Annotated in this window: 21 protein-coding genes; 12 read left to right on the forward strand and 9 right to left on the reverse strand. The window is 44.6% G+C overall.

Features of this window, described 5'->3' with window-relative positions:
- Window positions 1-17 precede the first annotated feature (17 nt).
- Together AC27HD_RS09300 and AC27HD_RS09305 are read left to right on the forward strand one after the other, a co-directional pair.
- Window positions 18-407: a DUF4426 domain-containing protein gene (locus AC27HD_RS09300; RefSeq protein ID WP_487105562.1), complete on the forward strand. Its 390-nt coding sequence runs from the start codon at window positions 18-20 to the stop codon at window positions 405-407.
- Between the two features lie 603 nt (window positions 408-1,010).
- Window positions 1,011-3,038: an oxidoreductase gene (locus tag AC27HD_RS09305; protein WP_487105275.1), complete on the forward strand. Its 2,028-nt coding sequence runs from the start codon at window positions 1,011-1,013 to the stop codon at window positions 3,036-3,038.
- A 40-nt stretch (window positions 3,039-3,078) separates the two neighbouring features.
- On the opposite strand, the gene AC27HD_RS09310 is transcribed toward AC27HD_RS09305, so the two are convergent.
- The 3 genes from AC27HD_RS09310 to yaaA form a co-directional block, all read right to left on the reverse strand.
- Entirely contained in the window at window positions 3,079-4,290 is a 1,212-nt protein-coding gene (locus AC27HD_RS09310; protein ID WP_487105277.1) for a tetratricopeptide repeat protein, read from the reverse strand.
- Between the two features lie 135 nt (window positions 4,291-4,425).
- Window positions 4,426-6,258 carry a DUF885 domain-containing protein gene (locus AC27HD_RS09315; RefSeq protein ID WP_487105278.1) on the reverse strand — a complete coding sequence of 611 codons (1,833 nt, stop codon included), beginning with the start codon at window positions 6,256-6,258 and terminating at the stop codon, window positions 4,426-4,428.
- 584 nt (window positions 6,259-6,842) lie between these two features.
- A complete protein-coding gene (gene yaaA / locus AC27HD_RS09320) occupies window positions 6,843-7,619 on the reverse strand; it encodes a peroxide stress protein YaaA (RefSeq protein ID WP_487105280.1) in 777 nt (258 codons plus the stop codon).
- Between the two features lie 299 nt (window positions 7,620-7,918).
- On the opposite strand from yaaA, the gene tal reads away from it, so the two are divergent.
- The 3 genes from tal to AC27HD_RS09335 all read left to right on the forward strand — a co-directional run bounded on the left by tal (window position 7,919) and on the right by AC27HD_RS09335 (window position 11,014).
- Complete coding sequence (tal, locus tag AC27HD_RS09325) at window positions 7,919-8,878, forward strand: transaldolase (RefSeq protein WP_163104518.1); 960 nt, start codon at window positions 7,919-7,921, stop codon at window positions 8,876-8,878.
- A gap of 13 nt (window positions 8,879-8,891) precedes the next feature.
- The gene (gene pgi, locus AC27HD_RS09330) at window positions 8,892-10,541 is read left to right on the forward strand and encodes a glucose-6-phosphate isomerase (protein ID WP_487105282.1); all 1,650 of its coding nucleotides are present in this window, start codon (window positions 8,892-8,894) and stop codon (window positions 10,539-10,541) included.
- Between the two features lie 296 nt (window positions 10,542-10,837).
- Window positions 10,838-11,014, forward strand: coding sequence for a DUF3545 family protein (locus tag AC27HD_RS09335; RefSeq protein ID WP_012519516.1), 177 nt, complete (start codon window positions 10,838-10,840; stop codon window positions 11,012-11,014).
- Window positions 11,015-11,075: 61 nt separating this feature from the next.
- Here AC27HD_RS09335 and ung read toward each other — a convergent pair whose 3' ends face one another.
- From ung to AC27HD_RS09360, 5 genes are all read right to left on the reverse strand, one after another.
- Window positions 11,076-11,735: a uracil-DNA glycosylase gene (gene ung / locus AC27HD_RS09340; RefSeq protein WP_032097423.1), complete on the reverse strand. Its 660-nt coding sequence runs from the start codon at window positions 11,733-11,735 to the stop codon at window positions 11,076-11,078.
- On the reverse strand, window positions 11,732-13,018 hold the full coding sequence (thrC, locus tag AC27HD_RS09345; RefSeq protein ID WP_032097422.1) for a threonine synthase: 1,287 nt from the start codon (window positions 13,016-13,018) through the stop codon (window positions 11,732-11,734). The genes ung and thrC overlap by 4 nt, the downstream gene beginning before the upstream one ends.
- A gap of 100 nt (window positions 13,019-13,118) precedes the next feature.
- Window positions 13,119-14,069: a homoserine kinase gene (thrB, locus tag AC27HD_RS09350; protein ID WP_032097421.1), complete on the reverse strand. Its 951-nt coding sequence runs from the start codon at window positions 14,067-14,069 to the stop codon at window positions 13,119-13,121.
- Window positions 14,070-14,102: 33 nt separating this feature from the next.
- Window positions 14,103-16,568 (reverse strand): bifunctional aspartate kinase/homoserine dehydrogenase I, encoded by a 2,466-nt coding sequence (thrA, locus tag AC27HD_RS09355; protein WP_032097420.1) that lies wholly within the window; start codon window positions 16,566-16,568, stop codon window positions 14,103-14,105.
- Between the two features lie 291 nt (window positions 16,569-16,859).
- Window positions 16,860-17,738: a LysR family transcriptional regulator gene (locus tag AC27HD_RS09360; protein ID WP_032097419.1), complete on the reverse strand. Its 879-nt coding sequence runs from the start codon at window positions 17,736-17,738 to the stop codon at window positions 16,860-16,862.
- 383 nt (window positions 17,739-18,121) lie between these two features.
- Here AC27HD_RS09360 and AC27HD_RS09365 point away from each other — a divergent pair, with 383 nt between their 5' ends.
- The 6 genes from AC27HD_RS09365 to arsB all read left to right on the forward strand — a co-directional run bounded on the left by AC27HD_RS09365 (window position 18,122) and on the right by arsB (window position 23,098).
- A complete protein-coding gene (locus AC27HD_RS09365; protein ID WP_032097418.1) occupies window positions 18,122-19,279 on the forward strand; it encodes an S-(hydroxymethyl)glutathione dehydrogenase/class III alcohol dehydrogenase in 1,158 nt (385 codons plus the stop codon).
- 275 nt (window positions 19,280-19,554) lie between these two features.
- Window positions 19,555-20,235: a protein-tyrosine phosphatase family protein gene (locus AC27HD_RS09370; protein WP_487105288.1), complete on the forward strand. Its 681-nt coding sequence runs from the start codon at window positions 19,555-19,557 to the stop codon at window positions 20,233-20,235.
- Between the two features lie 191 nt (window positions 20,236-20,426).
- On the forward strand, window positions 20,427-20,777 hold the full coding sequence (locus AC27HD_RS09375) for a metalloregulator ArsR/SmtB family transcription factor (protein ID WP_032097417.1): 351 nt from the start codon (window positions 20,427-20,429) through the stop codon (window positions 20,775-20,777).
- Window positions 20,778-20,835: 58 nt separating this feature from the next.
- A complete protein-coding gene (locus AC27HD_RS09380; protein WP_032097416.1) occupies window positions 20,836-21,318 on the forward strand; it encodes an arsenate reductase ArsC in 483 nt (160 codons plus the stop codon).
- A gap of 29 nt (window positions 21,319-21,347) precedes the next feature.
- Window positions 21,348-22,022, forward strand: a complete 675-nt coding sequence (arsH, locus tag AC27HD_RS09385; protein WP_235207881.1) for an arsenical resistance protein ArsH — start codon at window positions 21,348-21,350, stop codon at window positions 22,020-22,022.
- Between the two features lie 53 nt (window positions 22,023-22,075).
- Window positions 22,076-23,098, forward strand: coding sequence for an ACR3 family arsenite efflux transporter (gene arsB / locus AC27HD_RS09390; protein WP_032097414.1), 1,023 nt, complete (start codon window positions 22,076-22,078; stop codon window positions 23,096-23,098).
- A 155-nt stretch (window positions 23,099-23,253) separates the two neighbouring features.
- Here the strand turns inward: arsB and AC27HD_RS09395 are convergent, their stop codons facing one another.
- The gene (locus tag AC27HD_RS09395; RefSeq protein ID WP_032097413.1) at window positions 23,254-23,649 is read right to left on the reverse strand and encodes a response regulator; all 396 of its coding nucleotides are present in this window, start codon (window positions 23,647-23,649) and stop codon (window positions 23,254-23,256) included.
- A 296-nt stretch (window positions 23,650-23,945) separates the two neighbouring features.
- On the opposite strand from AC27HD_RS09395, the gene aceK reads away from it, so the two are divergent.
- Window positions 23,946-25,676 (forward strand): bifunctional isocitrate dehydrogenase kinase/phosphatase, encoded by a 1,731-nt coding sequence (gene aceK / locus AC27HD_RS09400; RefSeq protein WP_487105292.1) that lies wholly within the window; start codon window positions 23,946-23,948, stop codon window positions 25,674-25,676.
- The last annotated feature ends 65 nt before the right edge of the window (window positions 25,677-25,741 follow it).

A 25,741-nucleotide genomic window follows, 5' to 3' on the forward strand; every position in this document is an offset into this window, starting at 1 on the left:
TTATAGGTGCACTACTCATGTGCCTAAGCGTACAGGCTCATGCGGAGCAAAAAGAAACTCTCGGTGAGTGGGATGTGCACTACATGGTAGTGAATACGCCGTTTTTAACACCTGAGGTGGCAGCTAACTACGGTATCGTTCGCAGTAAATACAATGCGCTGGTGAATATTTCAGTGTTAAATAAGGATTCTGGCGAAGCTCAGCGAGTATCAGTGACTGGCAACGCAACGAACTTGCTTGGTAGTAAAAAGCAGCTGACGTTTAAAAAGGTGGAAGATGGTGATGCTATTTATTATTTGGCAGTATTACCGTTTCGCGATCAAGAGACTTATCGCTTTGAAGTCACCGCTCAAAGAGCCGCTGAAAAGCAAACCCTTAAGTTTAAACAAAAAATGTACGTGGACTAAGGCGAGCTGCCTTTGTTGATTACTTTTTAAAAACGAGGTCTTTGACCTCGTTTTTTTATGTCCGCTATATTTTATACCAGTCCGCATAGATAATTGCTCACTCAGAAGGCGCTGGCAAGTTTCCTAGCGAAGCGTGGGAATGCAGGAATGGCTGTTCCCTTTCAAATTCCCAGAATGAAGCTAGGGAACTTGCCAGACCTTCCCAAAGGGCGAGTTTAAAATGTCCGTACTCTTTGTTGTGTCACCTTGATGTAGAACCACTGCACCTGCGGTAACACGCCGCGATTACGAACATTTTAAGTCTCGCTGAGTGGGTAACTATCTATGCGGACTGGTATTAATAAACTCTCTTTACGATACGCTGTTCCTAGTAAATAATCAGAACAGCGTTATTTTATGTATTCACATACTATTATATTGTATTAGACATGAGAGCGGCTTGTTAGGTGCGGCTTGTATACTGCGACTTATATGTTGGAACACTTGCTTTGCGACCCGTGCAGTTTAGATTATCTACCTCAACACGTTTTGCTTTAAATAAAGCGCTTTATATAAAAGGCTTCGGAAAACGTGAGGCAAACCACTAAAATTATAAAAAGAGAAATGACTATGACTACGCCCTACCCCCACCTTCTCGAGCCTCTTGACTTAGGCTTTACCACATTGCGAAACCGCACATTGATGGGCTCTATGCATTTAGGCTTAGAGGAAGAAAAAGGCGGGTTTGATAAATTGGCTGCATTCTATGCAGAGCGAGCTAAAGGCGGCGTAGGTCTCATTGTAACGGGAGGAATAAGTCCCAACATTTCTGGGTGGGTAGCCCCATTTGCAGGGAGAATGACCAGTAAGAGACATGCTAAGAAACACAAAGTTATTACCGAGGCTGTTCACGCTGAAGGCGGCAAGATATGCATGCAAATTCTTCACTCTGGGCGTTACGGCTACCACCCTCTAGCGGTATCAGCTTCACCCGTGAAATCACCTATTACCCCCTTTAAACCACGAGCACTGTCTTCAAACGGTATTAAAAGCACAATAAAAGACTATGCAAATTGCGCAGGTTTAGCTCAAAAGGCTGGATACGACGGCGTAGAAATAATGGGGTCAGAAGGCTACCTCATCAATCAGTTCTTCTGTGAGCGCACTAACCAGCGTAATGATGAATGGGGAGGAAGCCTCGAAAATAGAGCGCGATTGGCTATTGAGGTAGTGAGAAGTGTGCGTGAAAAAGTAGGGGCTGAGTTTATAATCATTTATCGTCTTTCCATGCTGGATTTAGTGGAAGGCGGAGCCCAATGGGATGAGGTGGTTTATTTAGCTAAAGAGATAGAAAAGGCAGGCGCAACGCTTATCAATACAGGTATTGGGTGGCATGAAGCGAGAGTGCCAACAATATCAACCTCGGTCCCACGAGCAGCTTTCACTTGGATAACCAAGCGGATGAAGGCAGAGGTATCATTGCCGCTAGTGACAACTAACCGAATAAATACGCCAGAAGTTGCTGAATCAGTGTTGGCAGAGGGCCACGCAGACATGGTTTCCATGGCTCGCCCTTTTCTTGCCGACGCTCACTTTGTGGCCAAAGCAATGCAAAATGAATCGAAGCTTATCAACACCTGTATAGCTTGTAACCAAGCCTGCTTAGACCATGCCTTTGAGCAAAAGCGTGCAAGCTGCTTAGTGAATCCTCAGGCCTGCTATGAAACCGAACTCACTTTCTCGCCAACCTCGAACAAGAAAAAACTGGCGGTTATTGGTGCAGGACCAGCAGGCCTGTCTTTTGCGATGTACGCCGCCGACCGCGGGCACGATGTGCATCTATTCGACCAGGCTAGCGAGATTGGTGGTCAATTTAATTACGCAAAGCAAATACCGGGAAAAGAAGAGTTTTATGAAACCCTTCGTTACTTCAAGCATCAACTAGCGCGAGCCAATGTCACTATTCATTTAAATACGCTTGCAACCACAGAGACATTAAAAGATGGAAGCTTCGATGAGGTTATCTTAGCTAGCGGTATTAAACCTAGAAGCTTAACTATTGAAGGTCACGATCACCCGAAAGTGTTGGGTTATCTAGACGTATTGCGGGATCATGTTGAAGTAGGTCAGCGTGTAGCGGTAATCGGTGCTGGAGGCATCGGGTTTGATGTCGCTGAATACCTAGTTGAAGATGCAGATCTTACTGAAAATAGAGACAAGTGGCTGCAGCACTGGGGAATTGATAAAAGCTATGCCGCCGGCGGCGCACTTAAGGAAAAACACCTGACCCCAACCACCCGCGAGGTGTTTTTACTTCAGCGTAAAACCACAAAAGTGGGTAAGGGCTTGGGCAAAACAACAGGCTGGATCCACCGTCAGTCTCTCAAACTTCACAACGTGCAAATGATCAATGGCGTATCTTACGAGAAAATTGATGACAAAGGGCTTCATGTTGTTATTAACGACAAACCAAAACTACTGGAAGTCGATAACGTGATCGTATGTGCGGGCCAAGAACCATTCACGCCATTAAAAGCGCCTCTTGAAGAAGCTGGGTTTAAGGTACACATCATAGGTGGCGCCGACGTAGCAGCAGAACTTGATGCTAAAAGAGCCATTCGTCAGGGCGCCGAATTGGCTGCGAAAATCTAAGCGTTATTTGGTTGTATAACTAATAAGGTTACTTTGCTAATTAATCGGTAAATTTATTAACACGCTGCAGGGCGTCAAGCTTTGCAGCGTATAACCCTCTTTCCTTTTCACCAAAGGCGAGTTCCTTTGCTTTTTTAAGCTTCGACTCTGCACGTTCTATATCGCCAAGTAAAAAGTATGCTTTTGCTAACCCCATATAACCTTCACTCAGGTACGGCCCAGTTTTTACCGACTTGTTGAAAAGGGCAACCGCCCTTCTTGTTTCGCCTTGATTCAAATATTTAACGCCTTGGTCGTACCATTGATAGGGATTGTTCTCTTCAACGTCCAAAAGCTTACTTCTTATCTTCGCTAATGTTGCACTATCTCCTACCTCGGATAACAGCACAGCATAGTTGGATAAGGTGTGTATAGATTCAACGTTATTCTCAATCGCAAATTCATATATGTCTCGCGCTTTTTTATACAGCATGTTCTGACGATAAAACACCGCCAAAGCGTTAAGGGTTTCTGGATTAAGTGGGGTTTGGCGCATTGCCCTTGAGAGTAAACTGTAGACTAGTGACGAGTTATTAACTGCCATCGCCTTTGCCGCTTTGTTTTGATAATACATAGAAATAAAATCGTTAAAGGCTACGTACTCCCCTGTGTCGTTAAGCGATGACGGGAAATAATCTATAACGGTTCGGCTGCGAAAAAATATAACGCCAAGCTTTTTCTCTTCCGCCTCAGGGCCAAGCACAATGGTTTTAACATGGGCAGAGGTGGTCAAAACATGATTGTGGCGCCGGTAAATAGGCGGCGTGAACACCTTTTTATAATATACATCTAACCCAACAACGTTAGCGAGTGCGGTGGTTAGTATTGCCAGCGTCAGGCAATTTCCCGACCTTTTTTCAAACGCTTCTGTTGCAGTAAATGTGTCTCCTGCGTAGCTAAAATCCGTAGCCCATTTCTCTAAAAAGTTGGATATACGAAAATTGGGGGATACGTCTTGCTGTTCGTCGCTATTGAAAAAGGATAAAAATTCCGCTTTTTGTTTGGGTGTGAGCACCAATATCTCATGGGGCTTAATAACCTTGGTTTGGCTAAATTTGTCGCTTTGCCAGTTGAGTGAAGAAGACAGATTGCTGGGAATATCATCGCTGCTACTCACTTGCTGTGAGGTGCTTTGGCAGCCAGAGAGGCTTAACGCTACACAGGCAAAGCCAATAGCGGCTAAAGACGCGAAAAATCCATTATTTTGCTTCATTGCGTTCCCCATACTTTACTTTCCATTCCCGACGGGCTGAATTTTAGAGTAGAGGAAGAGAGATCAAAAAACCAGCTTTCACTTGATGGCAAAAGCTGGCTTTGTGCGTACTTTTTTAAGAGGCTAATTTTTTGGCTAGCTTTTCTGACTGGCTATCCAACGGTCTATTTTTTGTTCAAGAATAGCCAGCGGGATGCCACCTGTATTTAATACCTGCGCATGGAATTCTCGAATATCAAAATTCTTGCCAAGGGCTTGTTCAGCCCGTGCGCGTAACTCTTGTATTTTTAATGCTCCAACCTTGTAAGATAAGGCTTGTGAGGGAATAGCAATATAACGCTCAACCTCTGCCACTACCTCAGTGCGCGTCATGCCAGAGTTATCGAGCATAAAGTCGATGGCTTTTTCTCTGCTCCAGCCCTTCGCGTGAATACCGGTATCAACCACCAAGCGCATGGCTCTTAACTGCTCATCTTGCAATGTGCCGTAACGGTTCCACGGATCATCGAAAAACCCCATTTCGTAGCCTAGCGTTTCAGAGTATAGCGCCCATCCCTCGCCGAAAGCGGGTAAAAAGCTAAAGCGCATAAATGAAGGCAGTGAGTCATTTTCTTGAGCAAGGCTTATTTGAAAATGATGGCCCGGTGCTCCCTCGTGAAGATATAGCGTCACGTTCCCGGTAGTTAAACGGCTAGGTAAATCATAGGCGTTAAAGAAAAACGTGCCTGGACGTGACCCATCAGGCGTACCCGGTTGATAAGAACCACCGGCGCTAAACTGCTCAATAGCCGGATCGTAAGGCTTTATCTCTAGCTCTGACTTTGGCAATAATGAGAAATACTCACCAATTTTCTTGTCTACCTCTTTGCCAATACGATAGTAACTTTGGGTCAGTGCTTCACGACTTTCAGGCTTAAACTGCGGATCTGTGCGCACGAAATCAAACAATTCGTTTAACGTGCCGTCAAATTCAACTTCGTCTTTTATTGCTAGCATGTCGTTTTTAACGCGCTTGACTTCTCTAAGCCCAAGTTCATGCAGTTCGTCAGGAGTCAGAGGTAGCGTAGTCGAGCCCTCTACCATCAGCTCATAAAGCTTTGCTCCGCCTTTCATGTCGCTCAAACCGATGGTTTCACGAGCAACAGGTAGGTATTCAGTTTGAAGAAAATCGCGCATACGAGTGGTTGCATCATATATATCTTGCGTCGCTTGCTCATATTCACTTGTTAAGCGAGCCTTTTCTTCATCAGAAAATGATTCTGGAAGCATCGTCATAGGCCCCCAAAACTGCGATTCTTTAAGCGGTATTGCTAGCTGTGTATCAAACTGCTTAATAACGCGGTCTATGGTGAGCGTGGTTTCTAACACGCCAGATTCCATTCCCTCTTTAAAACGCTCTATAGCCCGGTCTGAAATGGCAATATAGTCTTTGTGGCGTGATAAGTTGTTCTCGTAGTCTTCAACGGTTTTAAAAGGAGCTGCGCCCTTACCGCTTGCAAATGATGGATAGAAAGTATGGAACCCACTAAAGTGATTAACAGGACGTACTTCGGTTAAGGCGCTTATCTCAGGAGAGGACATCTCAAGTGCGCGCTCTTGATTGTACTTAAAAACGTCATAAGCCAATTTATCAGTATCATCTAGCTTGCTTCTATCAATTTGCGCAAGTTCCGATAAATTGAGCTGTGTATTGGTACGGCTTGCTAAATCATGAGCATCAGTTAAAAAATCGCCCAAGCGATCTGCACGTCGCATATCACCGCGAAATATGGCCATTACGGGGTTCAGCGCTAAATTACGCTCGTCCGATGCTGCAAAAAGCGCAAAGAGTTTTTCATGCTCATTCTGAGCTTCTTGCATAACGGTTGGCTCTTTTAAAGCGTCATTATGAGAATTTGCGATAGCAGCTGAAGTGCCTAGCGCTAGCGCGACTGCACTGCTAATCAACAGCATCTTTTTGATAATCATACTTTTTCCTTTGTCGTTTTATTTTTAATTAGGTTTTGCAGACTACAATACAGCTAGCCCTTTCTCTGTACAATTGGCCTGTAAGAATGCTTGTAAAATCGCAAAGTAAAATTACTCTGTAAATCTACTTTGCTAATTTGGGCCGCTGCCGAAATCAGCGCATATTTTAATAAACAGAGCAAAACTTAATAAAGTGCGCCACTCAATCAAATACACGGTTTTATTTTAACCTTTTAAGATGCAACCCGAATTAGCGTGAACAGAGCCAGTCATTACTTCGGCGTGTTGATCTTTACTGTACATTTATGCGGAGGCCTTTCTTAGCTGATTAACGCTTACTTTAGGCCTTATCCACACAAAGTGCTACGTGTGCGTGCATATCAATTGTTACGCAATATATACGAGGGGTGCTGTTTAAGAGGAAAGCTGGCTTGAAGGACTAGGTATCTGTACGAAAGAATCTGTTGGTAGAGGTATCAATATGAAAATAAGCGAATGTATGCAAACGGCAAGACCGACACGCCATCTGGCGTGCCGGTGAGTATTACGTCTTCTGGTTTCGCTTCAAGGTTACTCTTCTTGGGTTATGCTTCTTGGTTGCGCAAAAAGACAAGCTCAGTTGAGGAGCTTTGTTCTTCACTAAACTGGTAGCCATCAGTGTCAAACGCTTTTAACCCGTCTACATCAGCCACTTTGTTATCAATAATATAACGGGCCATAAGGCCTCGCGCTTTTTTAGCGAAAAAGCTGATTATCTTATACTGCCCGTTTTTGCAGTCTTTGAATGTAGGAGTAATAACCATCCCATCTAGTGTATTTTTCTTAACGGCTTTAAAGTATTCGTTTGATGCCAAGTTAATTAACACGTTATCACCTTGGGCCGCTAGTGCTTCGTTCAGCACCTCGGTAATGCGGTTATTCCAAAACGCGTATAAATCCTTACCTTCGCTGTTGGCGAGTTTTGTCCCCATTTCCAGTCGATATGCCTGCATTAAATCGAGTGGACGCAGCAGTCCGTAAAGCCCTGACAATATTCTCAAATGATCTTGCGCAAACGCTACCGATTCATCACTGAGGGTATATGCATCAAGTCCGGTGTAAACGTCACCGTTAAACGCATAAATGGCCTGACGGGCATTGTCTTTATCAAAAGGAGTAGAAAATTCAGCGAAACGATTAGCGTTTAAAGTTGCTAGCTTATCGCTAATTTTCATTAGAGACGATAAGTCTGCTGGCGACAAGGTACGACATACTTCCATAAGACGCTTTGTATCGTCCATCATGGTTGGCTGAGTGAACGAACTCACTGGAATTTCAGTTTCGAAATCAAGATTCTTTGCTGGGGAAACTACCACTAACATGTCAACTCCTTAGGTTTCTACAGACTAGCTCTTATAAACCCGAGTATATCACCACCTGATAGTGAAAAAATAATACCCCGCAACAAACATACAAATTGGCTTAACAGAGAAATCCGATTAGCAGTAAATTAGCGCCTGTAAGCTATAATTTGTCACATGATTTTGGTATAACTATGTACCATAAGAATTTCATTAACGTAATCAAACGTTAATTCCCTACTCGCAGAAAAACGAACCATTTTATTCAACTTGTCTCCCTGACAAGTTGTACAAATTTTGAATGACTAATAGAGAGAATTATGAGCAATCAGCTAGCATCGTTACGTGATATCACTACCGTTGTTGCCGACACCGGTGACATTGACGCTATAAAAAAATACCAGCCTGTCGACGCTACTACTAATCCGTCTTTATTGTTAAAAGCGGCTGGCTTACCACAGTATGCAAGCTTGATTGACGACGCCGTAGCCTGGGCTAAATTGCAGTCGAACGACGCTGACCAGCAGCTTATTGATGCCTCAGACAAACTCGCGGTCGCTATTGGTAAAGAAATTTCAGGCACTATTCCTGGTCGTATTTCTACCGAAGTGGATGCTCGATTATCTTTCGACACTGCGGCCACTATCGAAAAAGCAGAACGCCTAGTTCAGCTTTATAAAGACGCGGGTATCGATAAGTCACGCATTCTTATTAAAATTGCATCGACTTGGGAAGGCATTCAAGCGGCAGAGGTTTTAGAAAAACAAGGAATTCAGTGCAACCTCACTTTGTTATTTAGTTTCGCGCAGGCAAGAGCATGTGCTGAAGCAGGCGCTTATCTCATTTCTCCTTTCGTGGGCCGTATTCTAGATTGGTACAAGAAATCAACGGGCAAAGAGTCTTACGCTGCCAGTGAAGACCCAGGCGTAGTGTCTGTCACCAGTATTTATAACTATTACAAAGACCACGGCTACAACACCGTAGTAATGGGTGCTAGCTTCCGTAATATTGGCGAAATTCAGGCATTGGCAGGGTGCGATCGCTTAACCATTAGCCCTGCTTTACTCGAAGAACTTGCCAATGAACCCGGTGAGCTTGAGGTGATGCTTAAAGACAATGGCGCAACACAAACTCCTGGTCCGCGCTTAACTGAAAGCGAATTCCGCTGGGATATGAATCAAGACGCAATGGCAACAGAAAAATTATCTGAAGGTATCCGTAACTTTGCTGCAGACCAAGATAAACTTGAGACTCTACTTCGCGAAAAACTGAATGCGTAAGGATCAAACTACGATGAGCGTATTAACATCACTACCCGAGTGGAAAAAGTTAAGTAAGATAGCCGAGACGGTTAAAAGCGCACACATGCGAGACTGGTTTGCGTCTGACAATGAACGCGCTGAAAAGATGACGCTTAACGCATGCGGCATTTATTTAGATTATTCTAAAAACCGTGTAAACGACGATGCGCTTTCTTCACTTTTCGATTTAGCCCGTGCATGTAATTTAGAAACAATTCGAACAAGCATGTTCGAAGGCAAACACATTAATACCACCGAAGGCCGCGCGGTATTGCATACTGCACTGCGCAACTTCTCTGACCGCCCAGTAATGGTTGACGGCGAAGATGTCATGCCTGAAGTGCATGCAACACTAGAAAAAATGAAAGCCTTTACCGAGTCGGTTCACAGTGGCGAGCACAAAGGCTACACCGGCAAGCCCGTTAAACATATTGTTGCAATTGGTATCGGCGGCTCGTTCTTAGGCCCTAAGATCATGACTGAGGCGCTTAAGCCTCACACTGTTGACGCCGTTAAAGTTCATTTCGTTGCTAACGTTGATGGCTGTCACATTCACGACGTGCTCTCAAGTGTAGATTTTGAAGAAACCCTTGTTGTTATGTCTTCCAAGTCATTCACGACACAAGAAACGCTCCAAAATACACTCACTGCAAAAGATTGGTTCTTAAAATCAGGCGGCACGCAGCAAGACATAGCTAAACACTTCGTTGCGGTATCTTCAAATGTTAAAGCGGCCACTGACTTCGGCATTAGCGAAGATAACATCTTCCCAATGTGGGACTGGGTTGGCGGGCGCTATTCATTGTGGTCTGCTATCGGCCTTCCTATTTCATTAGCACTTGGGTTTGATAACTACAAAGCACTGCTTGAAGGTGCTTTTGAAATGGATACCCATTTCACCACCGCGCCTCTTGAAGAGAACATGCCGGTACTATTAGGCCTTCTTGGCGTTTGGTATCGCAATTTCTTCGATGCACAGTCTCACGTTCTTCTTCCTTACTATCATTACTTGCGTGGCCTTCCAGCCTATGTACAACAGCTGGACATGGAGAGTAATGGTAAAGAGGTGACGCAAACCGGTGAAAGCGTAGACTATCCTACAGGGCCAATTATTTGGGGAAGTGAAGGTACTAACGGTCAGCACAGTTTCCACCAGCTTATCCACCAAGGCTCTGGCATCATTCCAGCTGATTTTATGTTGCCGCTTAACGTGCCCAATCAAGATGACACTCATCATGCAATGTTGGCCTCTAACTGCTTTGGCCAAACCCAAGCACTGATGCAGGGTAAAACCTTTGAAGCATGCTATGCAGACCTTGAAGGTCACGGCCTTGACGACGCAGAGCGCAAGCGTCTAGCGGCTCATAAAACCATGCCGGGTAATAAACCAAGCAATACTTTTTTGTTTGATAGCCTTACGCCTAAAACACTTGGCGCGTTGGTTGCAATGTATGAACATAAGGTATTCGTTCAGGGCGTTATCTGGAACCTTAATTCCTTCGACCAATGGGGCGTGGAGTTAGGTAAAGCACTTGGAAACCAAGTACTTGCAGGCATTCAAGACGAAGCAGACAAAGACAACTTTGACGCTTCAACGCAACAATTGATTGCCCGCTTCAGAGCAGCGAATGCACCAAAATAAGGAAAGTATGGGGTAGCAACACACCCCGCCTTGGTGCAAATAATAAACTGAACGGTCGGCTTACCCCCGGCCGTTTTTTTTGGCCAGCTTTTAAGGCAATGTCTAAAGCTCACCATGGGTTTACTCGCTGCAAATAGATTTTGCTCGCCCTGAACAATGTCACGAAAATGCCACATCTTGTTAATAAAAAGTAAATATAAGTGTTTTATTTTAAATGCGGCTGTGATAAAAATTGTACAGAGGGAAGTTACTAAGTTGCTCTGTATTAGTTGTAGTGGTGTAAAAAGGAGATCCCAATGGATAAATCAGATCTATTTGCCATGTTAGACATCGAAGCAAGTCCAGCAAAAACAAAAAGTAAAAAAAGAAAGTGGAGAGAAATCGAGGCGCTGCAAGATCGTTACAAATTGGAAAAAGAACTCGCTGAGTTAGATTGTGGTTTTGAGTACGAACTTGAAACTCTAGAAAGATAACAAAAAGCCGCCTGAATTTTCAGGCGGCTTTTTTCTTTCTACATACCTAGCGCTTTTGTATTCAAACCTGCCACTGAATGGGCGTCTTGCCCGATTCAATAAGTAGCTGGTTTGTTTGGCTAAAAGGTTTACTACCAAAAAAGCCTCTGTGTGCCGACAGCGGAGAAGGGTGCGGCGCGTGTAAAACATGATGTTTTTCACGGTTAATAGTATTGCCTTTCTTTTGAGCGTGACTGCCCCACAGCAAAAAAACCACATTCGAACAATGCTGGTTTACAACCTCTATCACTTTATCGGTAAAGGTCTCCCACCCTAGCTTTGCATGGCTATGCGCTTTACCCTGCTCAACCGTAAGTACCGTGTTTAATAACAACACGCCTTGTTCAGCCCAGGGCGACAATGTGCCGTGGTTTGGAATAGTGAAACCGTCTATATCGTCGGCCAATTCTTTATAGATATTTCTAAGAGACGGTGGAATTTTAACGCCAGGTAAAACAGAAAAGCAGAGACCATGGGCTTGATGTGGCCCGTGATAGGGATCTTGGCCTAGTATAACAACGCGAATGTCCTCTAAGGCTGTCATGGCGAAGGCATTGAACACGTCTTCTTTTGGCGGGTAAATAACTTTACCCGCTTCCCTTTCTGCCTGAACATGTAACATTAGCTCTCGGAAATAAGGAGTTGCCTTTTCTTGTGCTAATGCCTCTGTCCACGTCATCATGGTTTTAACAGACTCATCATATGCTGCTTCAATGCGTCGTACGATGCAGGCAAATCGACGGCTAAGCTATCTTCTCCCGCCACATCAGCAAGGGGCTTAGGTAAGCTAATCGGGTTTCCTAATACGTTTTCTACCGTCTCGCGGAATTTCGCAGGATGGGCAGTACCAAGGAACAGGCCAATTTCCCCCTCTTCCAAGTCATGACTCACTGCGCGGTAGGCAATAGCAGCATGAGGTTCGCTAGTGTAGCCCTGCTGAGCCAGCTGGCGCATAGCAAGCTGAGTGTACTCTTCGTCAACCATTTCACCTTTCAAACACGCTTTGTCGATATACCCGCGCTCAATAAGGGCTTCGATACGCGGCCAGTTATTCGGCTGGCTCACGTCCATGGCATTTGAAATAGTGGCCACTGTTGACTTTGGATCCCACTCTCCCGTTTTTAAATAACGTGGAACGGTATCATTGAGGTTTGTCGCAGCAATAAAGCGCTTAATCGGCAGCCCCATTGCCTTAGCAATCATACCCGCGGTCAAGTTACCAAAGTTACCGCTAGGCACTGAAATAACGACCTGGTCGCGCTTTTCTTTTGGCAACTGGCTTATCGCCTCGAAGTAATAGCATACTTGAGCCAACAAACGGCTGATGTTGATTGAGTTGGCTGAGTTAAGGTGCAGGCCTTCACGTACATCTGGGTCGTCAAATGCCGATTTAACAAGCGATTGGCAGGCATCAAAATCGGCTTCAATGGCAACCGTGTGGATATTGCCGCCTAACGTGGTGAATAGCTTTTCTTGAAGCTTGCTGATTTTTCCCTTTGGAAAAAGAATAACCACGTTGATATTTTCAATGCCATGGAATGCGTGAGCTACGGCAGCGCCGGTGTCACCCGAGGTTGCGGTTAAAATAGTTATCGGCTTACCTTCACTGATGCGAGATAATGTTTGCGCCATAAAGCGCCCGCCGAAATCTTTAAATGCCAGCGTTGGGCCGTGGAAAAGTTCGAGTGAATACACATTGTCATTAACTTGCTCAACCGGTGCGCCAAATGAGAAGGCCGTTTCAACGATGGCATTTAACTCGCCTTCAGCTAATTCATCACCAATAAGGGTACGAAGCACGTCGATACTGCGTTCAACAAAGGGCTTTTCCAATAGTCCGTCAATATTGTGTAAGGCTGGAATTTTCTCTGGAAAATACAGTCCCTGATTTTTGCCCAAGCCGCGCTTTACTGCTTCTGCAAAACTTGCCGTATCTGATGAATCTTTTAAATTTACCAATTCCACTTTTATTTACCTTCTTAAATTCTTACCACGCCCATGCAGGCTTTAGTTCAGCCTTTTTAAGACTGTTTGCCCTTTTGAGTTAAAGCTGTGCGCTGCTGTATCAGGTCTTTGATACTAGCGTTCCGAGCTTTGGAATTTGACATACATGGCTAAAGCCATCGTCATTTTGCACATAATTTTTATCTAAGTAAGCTGCAATTTTTTTAGCTTGATCTTGGCTATTACATACCGCAAAGACAGTAGGTCCAGACCCTGAAATACCAAAGGCCAGTGCACCTTCACGCTCACTGAATGCACGCGCTTCATCGAAACCTGGCAACAGTGACTTTCTGTACGGTTCGGCAATCACGTCTTTCATTACCGAGGCCGCCAGAGAGAATGCTTTTGAATGCAATGCGTGAACAAACACGCCTAGCTGACGACCGAAAGTCAGTGCTGTTGCCATGTCCACCTGCTTGGGCAATATATCTCTAGCCGCCGCCGTCGATACACTGATACCAGAATAGCAAATAGCATAGTACCACTGGTCATTAAGCGGTAGCGATAACGTTACCGGCGATGGTGAGCCGGTCATTAACGTCATACCGCCAAGAAAGCACGGCGCCACGTTATCGTAATGAATACTGCCGCTAATCTGCCCCTCTAACTCCCCCATCATCGTTAACAACGTATCGTTATCGAAAGGACTGTCAAAGAACGCATTTAAAGCGGCAAAGGCAGCCACAATTGAGCTCGCACTTGAGCCCAAGCCACTACCTATGGGCAGGTTTTTATGCAGCGTAATAGCGACAGGTGATACCGCTTTATTGTCATTCAACATTTTTTCGCAAAAGTAATGATAGCATTTTGTCACTATATTGCTGTCGGCATCATCGGGTAGTTTGTGCGCAAAAGCACCGATGGTTTCAAGTGAAAAATGCGCCGCTTCTTTAACTTCTACCTCATCACCGAGTCTTGTGCCATCCACCGGTTCAAGTGCAGCACCAAGGACATCAAAGCCCAAACTTACATTACCAATTGAGGCCGGCGCATAGGCACGTATTGCTTTCATATTCGTATTCCTGCTTATTACTTCTCTATACGCTTAGTACGCCATTTGTTTCCAAGGCATCGTTCGTAGAATATCTGCAAACACACCGGCCGCAGTTACTGTACCGCCGGCGCCGTAGCCGCGTATTACATAAGGAATAGGATTGTAATAATCGCTATTGATGGCCAATGCATTTTCGCCATCTTTCACTTGAGACAGTGGATTGCTTGGTGGTACTGCTTCAATACTTACCTTGCACTTGCCATCTTCTATGCTGCCAATGTATCGCAGTACTTTACCTTCTGATTTAGCATCTTCAACACGCGCTGCAAACGCCTCATCAAGCTCTGGTAGTTGAGTCATAAACTCATCAACCGAGCAGGTTTCTGCAAAGCCTGGCGGCAATACAGATTCAATTTCAATATCAGACAGCTCTAACGCAAGGTCTGCTTCACGGGCCATAATTAAAAGCTTGCGTGCTACATCCATGCCACTTAGGTCGTCACGCGGGTCTGGCTCAGTAAAGCCGTTTTGCTTGGCGGTTTCAGTAGCCTGAGAAAGCGTCATACCTTCGTCCAGCTTTCCGAAAACATAGGATAAACTGCCAGAAAGTATGCCCTCAAAACGATGAAGTACATCGCCAGCGCTAAATAGCTTTTGAAGGTTATCTATAACAGGTAGGCCAGCCCCTACAGTAGTTTCATAAAGGTACTGACGGTTGGTAGCTTGAGCTGTTTTTCTCAGCTTACGGTAATACTCCATGGCTGAAGTATTCGCCTTTTTGTTTGGCGTTACCACGTGGAACCCGCTTTCCATCATGTCTACATATTGATTAGCAATGGCCTCATGGCTGGTGCAATCCACAATCACTGGGTTAACTAAACTATTGTCATTCACAAACTGATCTAGGCGTTCAACGCTCAACCCTTCACGGGCAGATTCTAGTGCGGCTTTCCAGTCGCCACTTAAATCGATACCTTGACTATTAAGCAACAACTTGCGGCTATTTGCCATACCGTATACGCGCAGCTGTATGTTACGTGCAAGCAAGGCCGGCTGCTGTTTCGCAATTTGTGCTAGCAGTTCGCTACCTACATTACCGCAGCCTACAAGGAATACGTCGATAGTGTGCCTGTCTGAGAAAAAGTTTTGATGAATAACCTTCACCGCTTTTTTCGCCCGCTTAGTCTCGATAACAGTAGAGATAGAACGTTCAGAAGAGCCTTGCGCTATCGCTACATTATTCACTCGTGCTTGCGCTAATGAATTAAAGAAACGAGCCGCAAGCCCCTTAGTTTGACGCATACCGTCGCCCACAAGCGTTACAATAGCAAGGTCGTTGCGCACTTCAATTGGGTCAAGTAATTGATTCTGTAACTCTAGCGCAAACGCATCTTCAAGCAAGTTCAGTGCTTTATTAGCGTCTTTACTCTGTATACAAAAGCTAATGGAGTATTCAGAAGACGACTGGGTAATAAGGCTGATTGAGATATTGGCGTTCGACATAACTTCGAATACGCGACTTGCCATTCCCACCATGCCTTTAAGGCCAGGTCCCGCCACGTTAAACATAGTGACATTATCAAGCTGTGATATACCTTTGACCGATGTCCATTTCTCGCTTTTCTCATTGCTGATAAGCGTTCCAGGAGCCGCCGGATTAAGGGTATTTCGAATAAGGCACGGTATATGATGCTGAGCAATAGGGCCTATTGTTTTTGGGTGCAGAACTTTTGCGCCGAAATAGGATAACTCCATCGCTTCTTGATAGGTGAGTTTATCAAGCAGTACTGCGCCCTCAACCTGATTCGGATCCGCATTGTAAACGCCGTCTACATCAGTCCAAATTTCGCAGCAGCTTGCGTCAATACACGCAGCAAGAATAGCCGCAGAGTAATCAGAACCATTTCGACCTAGGGTGACTTTTTGCCCTTCTTCGTTTGCGGCTACAAACCCCGGCATGATAAGAAACTCACTGCCATCAACGGGAACGTCAGTAAATCGCGCCTTACTTAGCGACACATCGGCAATGCTGTCTAAGTACTCGCCATCAGCAAGAATATATTTTACGGGGTCAATAATGCGATTAGTCACGCCTTTTGCAGTAAGAATGGCACCAAAGAGCGTTACCGAAATGTACTCACCAATACTTAGAATGCCTGCGGCCACATTGTCAGGCGCTACACCTAGCAAACTAATGCCCTGTAGATGTTTTTTCAATACTGCAAGCTGGCTGTCGATAAAAGCGATAACTCGGTTGTATTCAAACCCGTCTAATTCATCATTTAAGCTGTTAGCGATACCGGTTACTGTGTCGTTTAGCTTATCGAGAAGCGGCTGAAAATCTTCGCCACCGGCTGCTTGTTCGCACAATAATGAGAGCGCATTCGTTACGCCTTTTGGGGCCGATAGTACAACGGCAGCACCGTCGGTTTGGTGAGTATCCATGCTAATCTCTGTAACGCGTAAATATCGCGGTGCATCGGCTAGAGAAGACCCTCCAAACTTTAAGACTTTCATATGCTACTCCTTGAGGTTGCGCATGCTAAAACGTATATAAAAAAAAACCCGCTCTGTTTGAGGCGGGCTTTCGTTGTCTTTTGCTTATTCGCACTAGTCACCGACCGCCCTTCTTGAGGTGGTAATTAACATGGTCATGGTGCGAATCGCTAGAATCTGTTTCATGGGTTCAATTTGCCGTATAGACGTCTATCTGTCAACCGCAGTTTTCACCACACTGTATTGCACATAATGCAACACTCTAGACATAACGTTTCTTTTTTGAATATGAAAAGCCGATTATGGGTAACATTATCGGTCATCTGTAAGGTTTTCGGACAAAAAATCAACAAGAAGTCTAATTTTAGGTGCCACATTACGGTTAGAGGGGAACACGGCCCAGATGGCTTCTTGCTTATCTTTATAATCTGGTAAGACCTCTATGAGATGCCCCTCGGTGATGGCATCTCTCACGTAAAAACCGGGAAGTTGGGTTAGACCCAGTCCGTTAAGCGCAGCAGCTTTAAGTGCATTGCCACTATTATACCGCACGCGACCATTTACATTCAGAGTGTGAACCTGTTGATTAATTAGAAAGCGCCATTGAGGCTGCGAACCTACCAGCAAACTGTGTTGTTTTAAGTCTTCAAGCGTTTCTGGCATCGATGTGCTTTTAAGGTATTCTCGACTTCCGCACACGTACAGCTGGCGTGTAGCCAACTTTTTAGCAATCAATGAGGAGTCTTCAAGTTTGCCGATGCGTATTGCCAAGTCGAGTCCCTGCTCAATGATATCCAGTTTATCGTTGGAAAACGTGCACTGCACACTGATGCCGGAATAGGTAGCTAGGAATTTATTCAATAAAGGCGCAATGAATGCTTCACCAAAGGCTACTGGCGCGGTCAACTTAATGAGCCCCTGTGGAGATTGTTGCAGCGCACTTACCGTTAGCTGTGCATTTTCGAGCATGGTTAACGCCGGGTTGGTTTGCTCAAAATAAAGCGAGCCCGCCTCGGTTAGCGATACACTGCGCGTTGTTCTCTGCAGTAGCTTTACCCCAAGTCGCTTCTCTAGTGCAGCAACTTTTCGACTAATTTGTGCCACTGAAGTATCTAGCTTGTTTGCCGCGCCGGTAAAATTCCCCACGTTAGCGACATTACAGAATTCAACAATACCATCTAGATTTTTCACCGCTGTGCCTCGTGTATCAACCTATTCAATTTTTTAAAACCATCCTTTTTAATTTACTCTTTTCAAACCATTCCTTTTAAAGCATACGTCCTATCGTGCGTTTCCCGTGTACTTCAATAATTCTCTTACTCAGCGACTAACTTAGTCCCTCATTCACTTCTGGCTCACTTTTGGCTCGATTTTGGTTCACTTTTGGCTCAATTTTCGCCCAACCTTGGTTGGGCAAAATAAAGTACCGTACAGCTTAGAGCCTATGACGCTTTTACTATTATTACAAATAAGAAATAGTGATTTACTAAATCTGTATTTATCAATCGTCCTGCCTCTCCTATACTCGTCTTATCAAACATCACAAACTCGAATTGTAATGACAGGAGTAAAGTATGAGCTCGTTTAAAGATTCATTAGAAGCAGGTCAAACGCATATAAAATCCAAAGCAGCAGTGGCATGGGGACCTGGCGAGCCACTCAAAATGGAAGAGATAGATGTCGAGTTGCCTAAAAAAGGCGAAGTATTAGTTCGTATAAAAGCGACTGGCGTATGTCACACCGACGCATTCACCTTGTCAGGTGAAGATCCAGAAGGCGTTTTTCCATCGGTACTTGGCCATGAAGGTGGCGGTATTGTAGAGATGGTAGGCGAAGGAGTAACAAGTGTAGAAGTGGGCGACCACGTTATTCCTCTTTACACCGCAGAGTGCGGCGAATGTAAATTTTGTACTTCTGGCAAAACAAATTTATGCCAAGCAGTGCGCGCCACGCAAGGCAAAGGCTTAATGCCTGACGGCACTAGCCGCTTCTCAAAAGACGGCGAGCCAATTTATCACTACATGGGTTGCTCTACATTTTCTGAATTCACTGTTTTACCCGATATCTCTTTGGCAAAAGTCAATAAGAGTGCTCCACTTGAAGAGGTATGCCTACTTGGTTGCGGTGTTACTACCGGCATGGGCGCGGTGTTAAATACAGCAAAAGTACAAGAAGGCGACACGGTAGCTATCTTCGGGTTAGGTGGTATTGGGTTGTCAGCAATTATCGGCGCGCGTATGGCGGGTGCGAAACGTATTATTGGCGTTGATATTAACGAGAGTAAATTCGAGTTGGCAAAGCAACTTGGCGCCACCGACATGGTGAATCCGAAAGATTACGACAAGCCCATTCAAGACGTCATCGTTGAGCTTACCGATGGCGGTGTAGACTACTCGTTTGAATGTATCGGTAATGTGGATGTAATGCGCTCTGCACTTGAGTGCTGCCACAAAGGCTGGGGAGAGTCGGTTATTATTGGGGTTGCGGGTGCTGGACAAGAAATTTCAACCAGACCGTTCCAACTTGTTACCGGTCGTGTTTGGCGTGGTTCTGCCTTTGGTGGCGTGAAGGGCCGCTCGCAGCTGCCTGGCATTGTTGAGCAATATCTAAACGGTGATTTCGGTCTGCAGGAATTTATTACTCACACTATGGGGCTAGACGAAATCAATGAAGCGTTTGACCTTATGCACAAAGGCGAAAGCATTCGCTCAGTTGTTCATATGGACAAGTAGGTCATATGGACAAGTAGGTCATATGGACAAGTAGGTTATAGAAATAAGCAGTTCATATAGATAAATAGCTCATATGAACAAATGCTTTTAAAATAACCGCTAGAAAAGCCCGTTTTGGTAACAAGGCGGGCTTTTTTATTGCACAACACTAGGCAAAAAAACACTGATTTTCACAATGTGTTACGCATTGAAAAAGAGATTTTAATCACGTTTTTAGCTGTTACTGCGTATTCATGCCATAGTATTGATAACGCATTAATCGTGTAGGAGAGTTTATGAACTTGGTTAAAGTTAAAAAAACGATGTCTTATTTATCAGCTTCGTCTTTGCAGAAGCTACCGTTTCAAAAAGCCTCGATGTTGGCAGTGTCTTTATTTGCTTTAGCGTCCTTAGGGGCTGCCTCACCCGCCATGGCTACAGCTCAACAGCAAAGTGAAGAAACTCAGCAAGTTAATAGTTTAACGTCGTTGACCAACTTACAAAGCAATAACGACTTCATGGTCTCCTCTGGATTACCTGCGAAAGCCCATTTAGCGCTGCTAAAAGAAGAGGGCGTTGCCTATGTTGTCGACCTTATCCCAGGCGATCGCTCTCAGGAAATTATGAATACTGCTGAATTGGGATTGAACTACTTCAACGTACCCGTTGAATGGGAAAAGCCGGTGCTCAGTGATTTTTTAAACTACTCGGCGTTTATGCAGCGGGTAGATAAAGGTTCTGAAAAAGTGCTTACCCACTGCAAATTAAACTGGCGCGGCGCCTCATTTACTTACCTTTACAGAGTGAACGTGCTCGGTGAGGACGAAAATATGGCCAAAAAAGACTTATTAGCCATTTGGCAACCTAATCCAACTTGGTATGCCTTTATGGAAGGCGTAATTGCTCACTACAATGCAATAAATAGCACAGATAACGCGATGTCTTTTGATGCGGCTATTCCAAAAACCGAAAGCTAATAATCGCCTTTAGCTCAGCGATAACCAATGGCTTAGCCGCATATTCGGCTTAGCCATACCCCTGGCTTAGAGCAAAATAACCCACTCTTTCCATCCACTGCATTATCACATATGAAATTTCAAATATGTTTTGACATATACGAAATTCCATATACCATAAAAAACATATGAAATAACGTATGTGAACAATTATGACAGCAACATGTGACTTCTCACCGCTTAGCTTTTTCAAATGCCTATCGGAAGACACCCGTCTTAAAACATTGCTGCTACTGAGCTTTGCAGATGAACTCTGCGTGTGTGACTTAACCGATGCACTAAAACTGAGTCAACCTAAGATATCTCGACACCTTGCCGATTTACGCAAGTGTGAGCTAGTGGTTGATGAGCGTAGAGGTAAGTGGGTTTATTACAGGCTTAATCCTGCCCTACCGGTATGGGCAAAAAACATCATTACCAACACCGCGCAAGAAAACGAAGATTACATTAGCGAAGCCAAGGAAAATCTAGCTTGCTGCCAGTCAGTCGGATGCGACGCCTAATCTTACAACACGTTTAATTTCTCATTTATCTACAACGCAACGCATTAGAAGGTTTATCATGAAAATTCTTTATATCTGTACTCACAATCGCTGCCGCAGCGTTCTATGTGAAGCGATTACCAACGCCTCTTCAGGTCCTCTTCAAGCACAAAGTGCAGGCAGCCAGCCCGTTGGTGAAGTTCACCCTCTATCGTTGAAATATTTGGCCGAAAAAGGTTATCGCACAGAGGGCCTTAAAAGCCAGTCTTGGGATGAGTTTGAAGATTATGAAGCAGACCTTGTTATCACTGTGTGCGACTCTGCTGCCGGCGAAAGCTGCCCGGTATATTTCGGCAAGTCATTGAAAATGCATTGGGGTCTTGAAGATCCATCTAAGTTAGAAGGCAGTGACGAAGATAAAGCCTTAGCGTTCTATCACACTATCGATATCATTGAGCAACGCGTTGCCGCACTAGCTGAGCTCGCTAAGCGGTCATTATCTGACGAATCATTTTCACGAGAGCAACTCAAAGATGCACTCGTTACATTAGGAGCACGCTAATGACTGAGGATCTTTTCAAAGAGAGTGAAATGCACAAACCTTCTGCGTCTGACTTTACACAAAGCCCGTCTTCACATAAGCCTCGTATCTTGCTGCTTTATGGTTCGCTTCGCGAGCGCTCTTACAGTCGCTTAGTCATTGAAGAAGCTGCAAGACTATTAGCGTTTTTTGGCGCTGAAGCGAAAATATTTGACCCTAAAGGGCTGCCCCAACCAGATACCGAAGACGACACACATCCTAAAGTGAAAGAACTTCGCGAGCTTATGGTGTGGTCAGAAGGGCAAATTTGGTGCTCACCCGAACGTCACGGCAGTATTACTGGCATTATGAAAAGTATTATCGATTGGGTGCCCCTTAACATGGGCGGTGTGCGACCAACCCAAGGAAAGACCTTGGCAGTAATGCAAGTAAGCGGCGGCTCTCAGTCTTTCAATGCGGTTAATCAAATGCGTATTTTAGGGCGTTGGATGCGGATGCTCACCATCCCAAACCAATCGTCTGTTGCTAAAGCGTTTCTTGAATTTGAAGAGAACGGACGAATGAAGCCTTCCCCTTACTACAACCGCATTGTGGATGTCGTCGAGGAACTGGTCAAATTTACCCTTCTTACTAGAGATAATAGTGAGTTTCTTGTGGACCGATACTCTGAGCGAGTGGAGAGTGCCGAAGAAGTAAGTAAGCGCGTAAATCAAAAATCGCAATGATGGTGCAAACATGTGGTTGAGCCACATCTGATCAAATTTAATAGGGGTTAACGATGGGTTTCTTTGAACGATACCTTTCTGTATGGGTTGGACTATGCATCGCTCTTGGCGTGGGATTTGGCTACGCCGTGCCGCAATTTTTTGAGTCGGTAGCAGCATTAGAATATGCCCATGTAAATTTAGTGATAGCAGTGCTTATTTGGTTAATGATTTATCCAATGATGGTACAAATCGACTTTAGCTCAATCAAAGACGTGGGTAAAAAACCCAAAGGCTTAGTATTAACGCTAGCGATTAATTGGCTAATAAAGCCCTTTAGCATGGCCCTACTTGGCTGGCTGTTTTTTAGAGTTATTTTTGCCGATATGGTAGACCCTCAAACGGCAACTGAATACATTGCAGGTATGATTTTATTGGGTGTTGCGCCCTGTACCGCTATGGTTTTTGTGTGGAGCCACCTCACTAAAGGCGATGCTAATTATACGCTAGTGCAAGTGTCTATTAATGATTTGATCATGGTGATTGCGTTTGCACCGCTGACCGCCTTGCTGCTTGGTGTTACTGATATTACCGTTCCGTGGAATACTCTATTACTCTCGGTGGCGTTATACGTAGTACTGCCACTCATAGCAGGCTTTCTCACTCGAAAGCGTATCGAAACGAAGGGGCCTGAGGCTGTTACCAAGCTGGTTAATAACTTTAAGCCATTCTCCGTCTGTGGCTTACTGCTCACCATCATAATATTGTTTGGCCTGCAGGCAAAAACCATACTATCTCAGCCTCAGGATATCGCGCTTATTGCCGTACCATTGCTTATCCAAACTTATGGAATTTTCGCGATTGCCTACTTTGCCGCGAAGAAGATAAAACTTCCTCACAATGTTGCCGCTCCGGCGTGTATGATTGGGACGTCGAACTTTTTTGAACTGGCAGTGGCAGTGGCCATCTCGATGTTTGGTTTACACAGTGGTGCAGCGTTGGCTACGGTGGTAGGCGTGTTGGTAGAGGTTCCCGTGATGCTGTCACTGGTATGGTTTGCAAATAGAACACGACACTGGTTTGATAACCCATCGTAAATAGTCAATTTTAGCGGGCGCTGACACTAGTAGCTCACACTAGTAAGGAGCGCCCTGCTTTACGACGTTAAAACACACAAAAAGTGTAAAGCAGTTTTAGAGAGTGTATTGATTAGTAGTGAGCGCTGAGGCAGGCCCAGCAAAATCTTAATAAGCTAGCCAGCAAGGGCTTCTTTTTCTATGGTGGTGACGAAACCAAACTTCTTCAGCACTGATTGCAGGCGTTCAGGCTGCAGCGGCTTTTGAACAAAGTCCAGAGCACCTAACGAAGCGACTTTTCTATGTATCAACGGCTGAATATCGCCTGACACAACAATAACGAAAGTCTCAAGACCTCTACGTTTTATCTCTCCTAAAACACTTATTCCGCCAAGTACAGGCATGGTCAGGTCGAGTAACATCAAATCGATAGAATGATGGGCCAATACCTCAAGGGCATCAACCCCGTTTGACACCTCGTAAGCATTTTCAACAAAACCAGCAGGCAGACTTTTTTTCATCATTTTGCGCGCCAACGCTGAATCATCGCAAATTAGGACATTGAAACTCATTAAGAACTCTTTACTGCTTAGTTTTGACTCAACCAATTTACCCTAAACTAAAGTATAAGAAAACAAAATAAGTCGCTGATTATCGACAACTTACCGTTGAAACAAGTGGCATCTGTGTATCATCTGCATTATTTTGTTAATAAATATGCGATGTATTTCGCGCCTCAACCTGCTGTCTGCGATCTGTTGCCAACGTTGACTTCTAACAGATAGCGCGCTGTAAGTGCACATCATTTGAGGAGTTCGAAGACGTCGAAATAGGCAAGTGATGCTTGTTATTTCTAAGGAACCTAGTAATGCAAAATACCCTATCGCCCCAAGAAACAAGCTTAGCCAAAAAGGCTGCCTATCTGGTGTTATCTCATTTCGACAAAAGCTATCGGTGGTTCACTCGAATTACTCGAGGTGCGCAACAGCGGTTTGAAAAAGGCAACTGGAAAGAAACCCAATTAGCATCGAGAGAGCGCATCAATATATATGAACAAAGTTTATCCGATGCCGTTGCTGAGATTTATCACTTAACGTCGGTGCACAAAAAAGATGATGCGTTTTGGCAAGAGCTAAAGAAAATCTTTGCCCTTCAATTAGAAGGTCACCCTCAGTTTGAACTTGCCGAGACCTTCTTCAACTCGGTCATTGGCCGTATATTTAAACATCGTAAAATAGATGATGACATGATGTTTGTGCATCCTAGCCGCTGTTTTTTACCGGGTCAGGATAGAGACAAAGTGATTAATAGTTTCGATACCACCACCACGGTGAGAGAGATGTACGAAGCTATTTTTAAAACCTACCGATACAACATCCCCTTTGAAGATTACGAACGGGATTTGCAACATTTGGAAGACGCACTTCGCGCTCGACTCACCACATCGCAACTTGCCAGTGTGCAGGCCGTAGAAATACTCAAACCTACCTTCTTTAGAGGAAAAGCAGCCTATTTAATTGGCAGAATCTGTATGCCGGACGAGACGCTGCCCTTTGTCATTGCTATGCGCCGTTACAATGCGCCAAATATGTTTGTCGATGCTCTGCTTACAGATAGGAAAGATTTGAGCGTTATCTTCGGCTTTGCCCGCAGTTATTTTATGGCCGACACACAAAACCCAGCAGAAGTTGCCGCTTTTTTACAAGAGTTGCTGCCGAATAAAAAGAACTTTGAATTGTATATGGCGCTAGGCCATTACAAACACGGTAAAACGGTATTTTATCGCAATTTCCTTTCTCATTTAGAAACCTCAGAAGACCACTTTGAAGCGGCGCCTGGAATACGCGGTTTAGTGATGATGGTATTTCACCTTCCCTCGTATGGTGTTGTGTTCAAAATTATAAAAGATGAATTTGCAGAGAGTAAAAAAATCACTCGCCAGCACGTGAAAGACTGCTACAAACTCGTGAAGATGTCTGATCGTATCGGCAGAATGGCCGATACCCATGAATACGTGAACTTTCGATTTCCACTTCACCGAATAGCGCCAGAATTAATTGAAGAGCTTAAAGAGACGTGTGCTTCCAGTTTGGAATTCACTGAGAACGAGCTTGTGATAAAGCATATGTACATTGAACGCAAAATGACGCCACTCAATCTTTATCTTCAACAAGAAACCGATGAAGACAAAATAACAAACGCACTAGATGAACTAGGTATGTGCATAAAACAGATTGCGATGGCCAATATATTCCCAGGAGACATGCTGCATAAAAACTTTGGTATTACCCGCCATGGTCGCGTCATATTTTATGACTACGACGAAATTTGCCTCATGAATGAACGAAACTTCCGCGCGCTGCCTAAATCTGATGATCCCTATGCTATTGATACCCTTTCAGTAGGTCCAAGCGACGTATTTCCAGAGCAGTTTGAACACTTCATTGTGGGTAAACGCAAGTTTAAGGATATCTTAAAAAACCTTCATGGCGACCTAATGACCCAAGAATACTGGCGCAATGTGCAAATAAAATGCGAGCGAGGCGATGTACAACACTTCACCCCCTATGCAGCGAGTAAGCGTTTCAAACGCGACTAACGCACACTGCCGTGCATTATTTTGCAGTAAAACTGGGGAGTAAACCGTTAACATACCGCCTTTAC

Source organism: Alteromonas sp. 4NS20-0143 (assembly GCF_057542855.1).

What these genes read in the sequence shown, in the direction of transcription:
- AC27HD_RS09300 (WP_487105562.1), top strand. Translation starts at nt 18, where the DNA reads ATGTGCCTAAGCGTACAGGCTCATGCGGAGCAAAAAGAAACTCTCGGT.
- AC27HD_RS09305 (WP_487105275.1), top strand. Translation starts at nt 1,011, where the DNA reads ATGACTATGACTACGCCCTACCCCCACCTTCTCGAGCCTCTTGACTTA.
- AC27HD_RS09310 (WP_487105277.1), bottom strand. Translation starts at nt 4,290, where the DNA reads ATGAAGCAAAATAATGGATTTTTCGCGTCTTTAGCCGCTATTGGCTTT.
- AC27HD_RS09315 (WP_487105278.1), bottom strand. Translation starts at nt 6,258, where the DNA reads ATGATTATCAAAAAGATGCTGTTGATTAGCAGTGCAGTCGCGCTAGCG.
- yaaA (WP_487105280.1), bottom strand. Translation starts at nt 7,619, where the DNA reads ATGTTAGTGGTAGTTTCCCCAGCAAAGAATCTTGATTTCGAAACTGAA.
- tal (WP_163104518.1), top strand. Translation starts at nt 7,919, where the DNA reads ATGAGCAATCAGCTAGCATCGTTACGTGATATCACTACCGTTGTTGCC.
- pgi (WP_487105282.1), top strand. Translation starts at nt 8,892, where the DNA reads ATGAGCGTATTAACATCACTACCCGAGTGGAAAAAGTTAAGTAAGATA.
- AC27HD_RS09335 (WP_012519516.1), top strand. Translation starts at nt 10,838, where the DNA reads ATGGATAAATCAGATCTATTTGCCATGTTAGACATCGAAGCAAGTCCA.
- ung (WP_032097423.1), bottom strand. Translation starts at nt 11,735, where the DNA reads ATGATGACGTGGACAGAGGCATTAGCACAAGAAAAGGCAACTCCTTAT.
- thrB (WP_032097421.1), bottom strand. Translation starts at nt 14,069, where the DNA reads ATGAAAGCAATACGTGCCTATGCGCCGGCCTCAATTGGTAATGTAAGT.
- thrA (WP_032097420.1), bottom strand. Translation starts at nt 16,568, where the DNA reads ATGAAAGTCTTAAAGTTTGGAGGGTCTTCTCTAGCCGATGCACCGCGA.
- AC27HD_RS09365 (WP_032097418.1), top strand. Translation starts at nt 18,122, where the DNA reads ATGAGCTCGTTTAAAGATTCATTAGAAGCAGGTCAAACGCATATAAAA.
- AC27HD_RS09370 (WP_487105288.1), top strand. Translation starts at nt 19,555, where the DNA reads ATGAACTTGGTTAAAGTTAAAAAAACGATGTCTTATTTATCAGCTTCG.
- AC27HD_RS09375 (WP_032097417.1), top strand. Translation starts at nt 20,427, where the DNA reads ATGACAGCAACATGTGACTTCTCACCGCTTAGCTTTTTCAAATGCCTA.
- AC27HD_RS09380 (WP_032097416.1), top strand. Translation starts at nt 20,836, where the DNA reads ATGAAAATTCTTTATATCTGTACTCACAATCGCTGCCGCAGCGTTCTA.
- arsH (WP_235207881.1), top strand. Translation starts at nt 21,348, where the DNA reads ATGCACAAACCTTCTGCGTCTGACTTTACACAAAGCCCGTCTTCACAT.
- arsB (WP_032097414.1), top strand. Translation starts at nt 22,076, where the DNA reads ATGGGTTTCTTTGAACGATACCTTTCTGTATGGGTTGGACTATGCATC.
- AC27HD_RS09395 (WP_032097413.1), bottom strand. Translation starts at nt 23,649, where the DNA reads ATGAGTTTCAATGTCCTAATTTGCGATGATTCAGCGTTGGCGCGCAAA.
- aceK (WP_487105292.1), top strand. Translation starts at nt 23,946, where the DNA reads ATGCAAAATACCCTATCGCCCCAAGAAACAAGCTTAGCCAAAAAGGCT.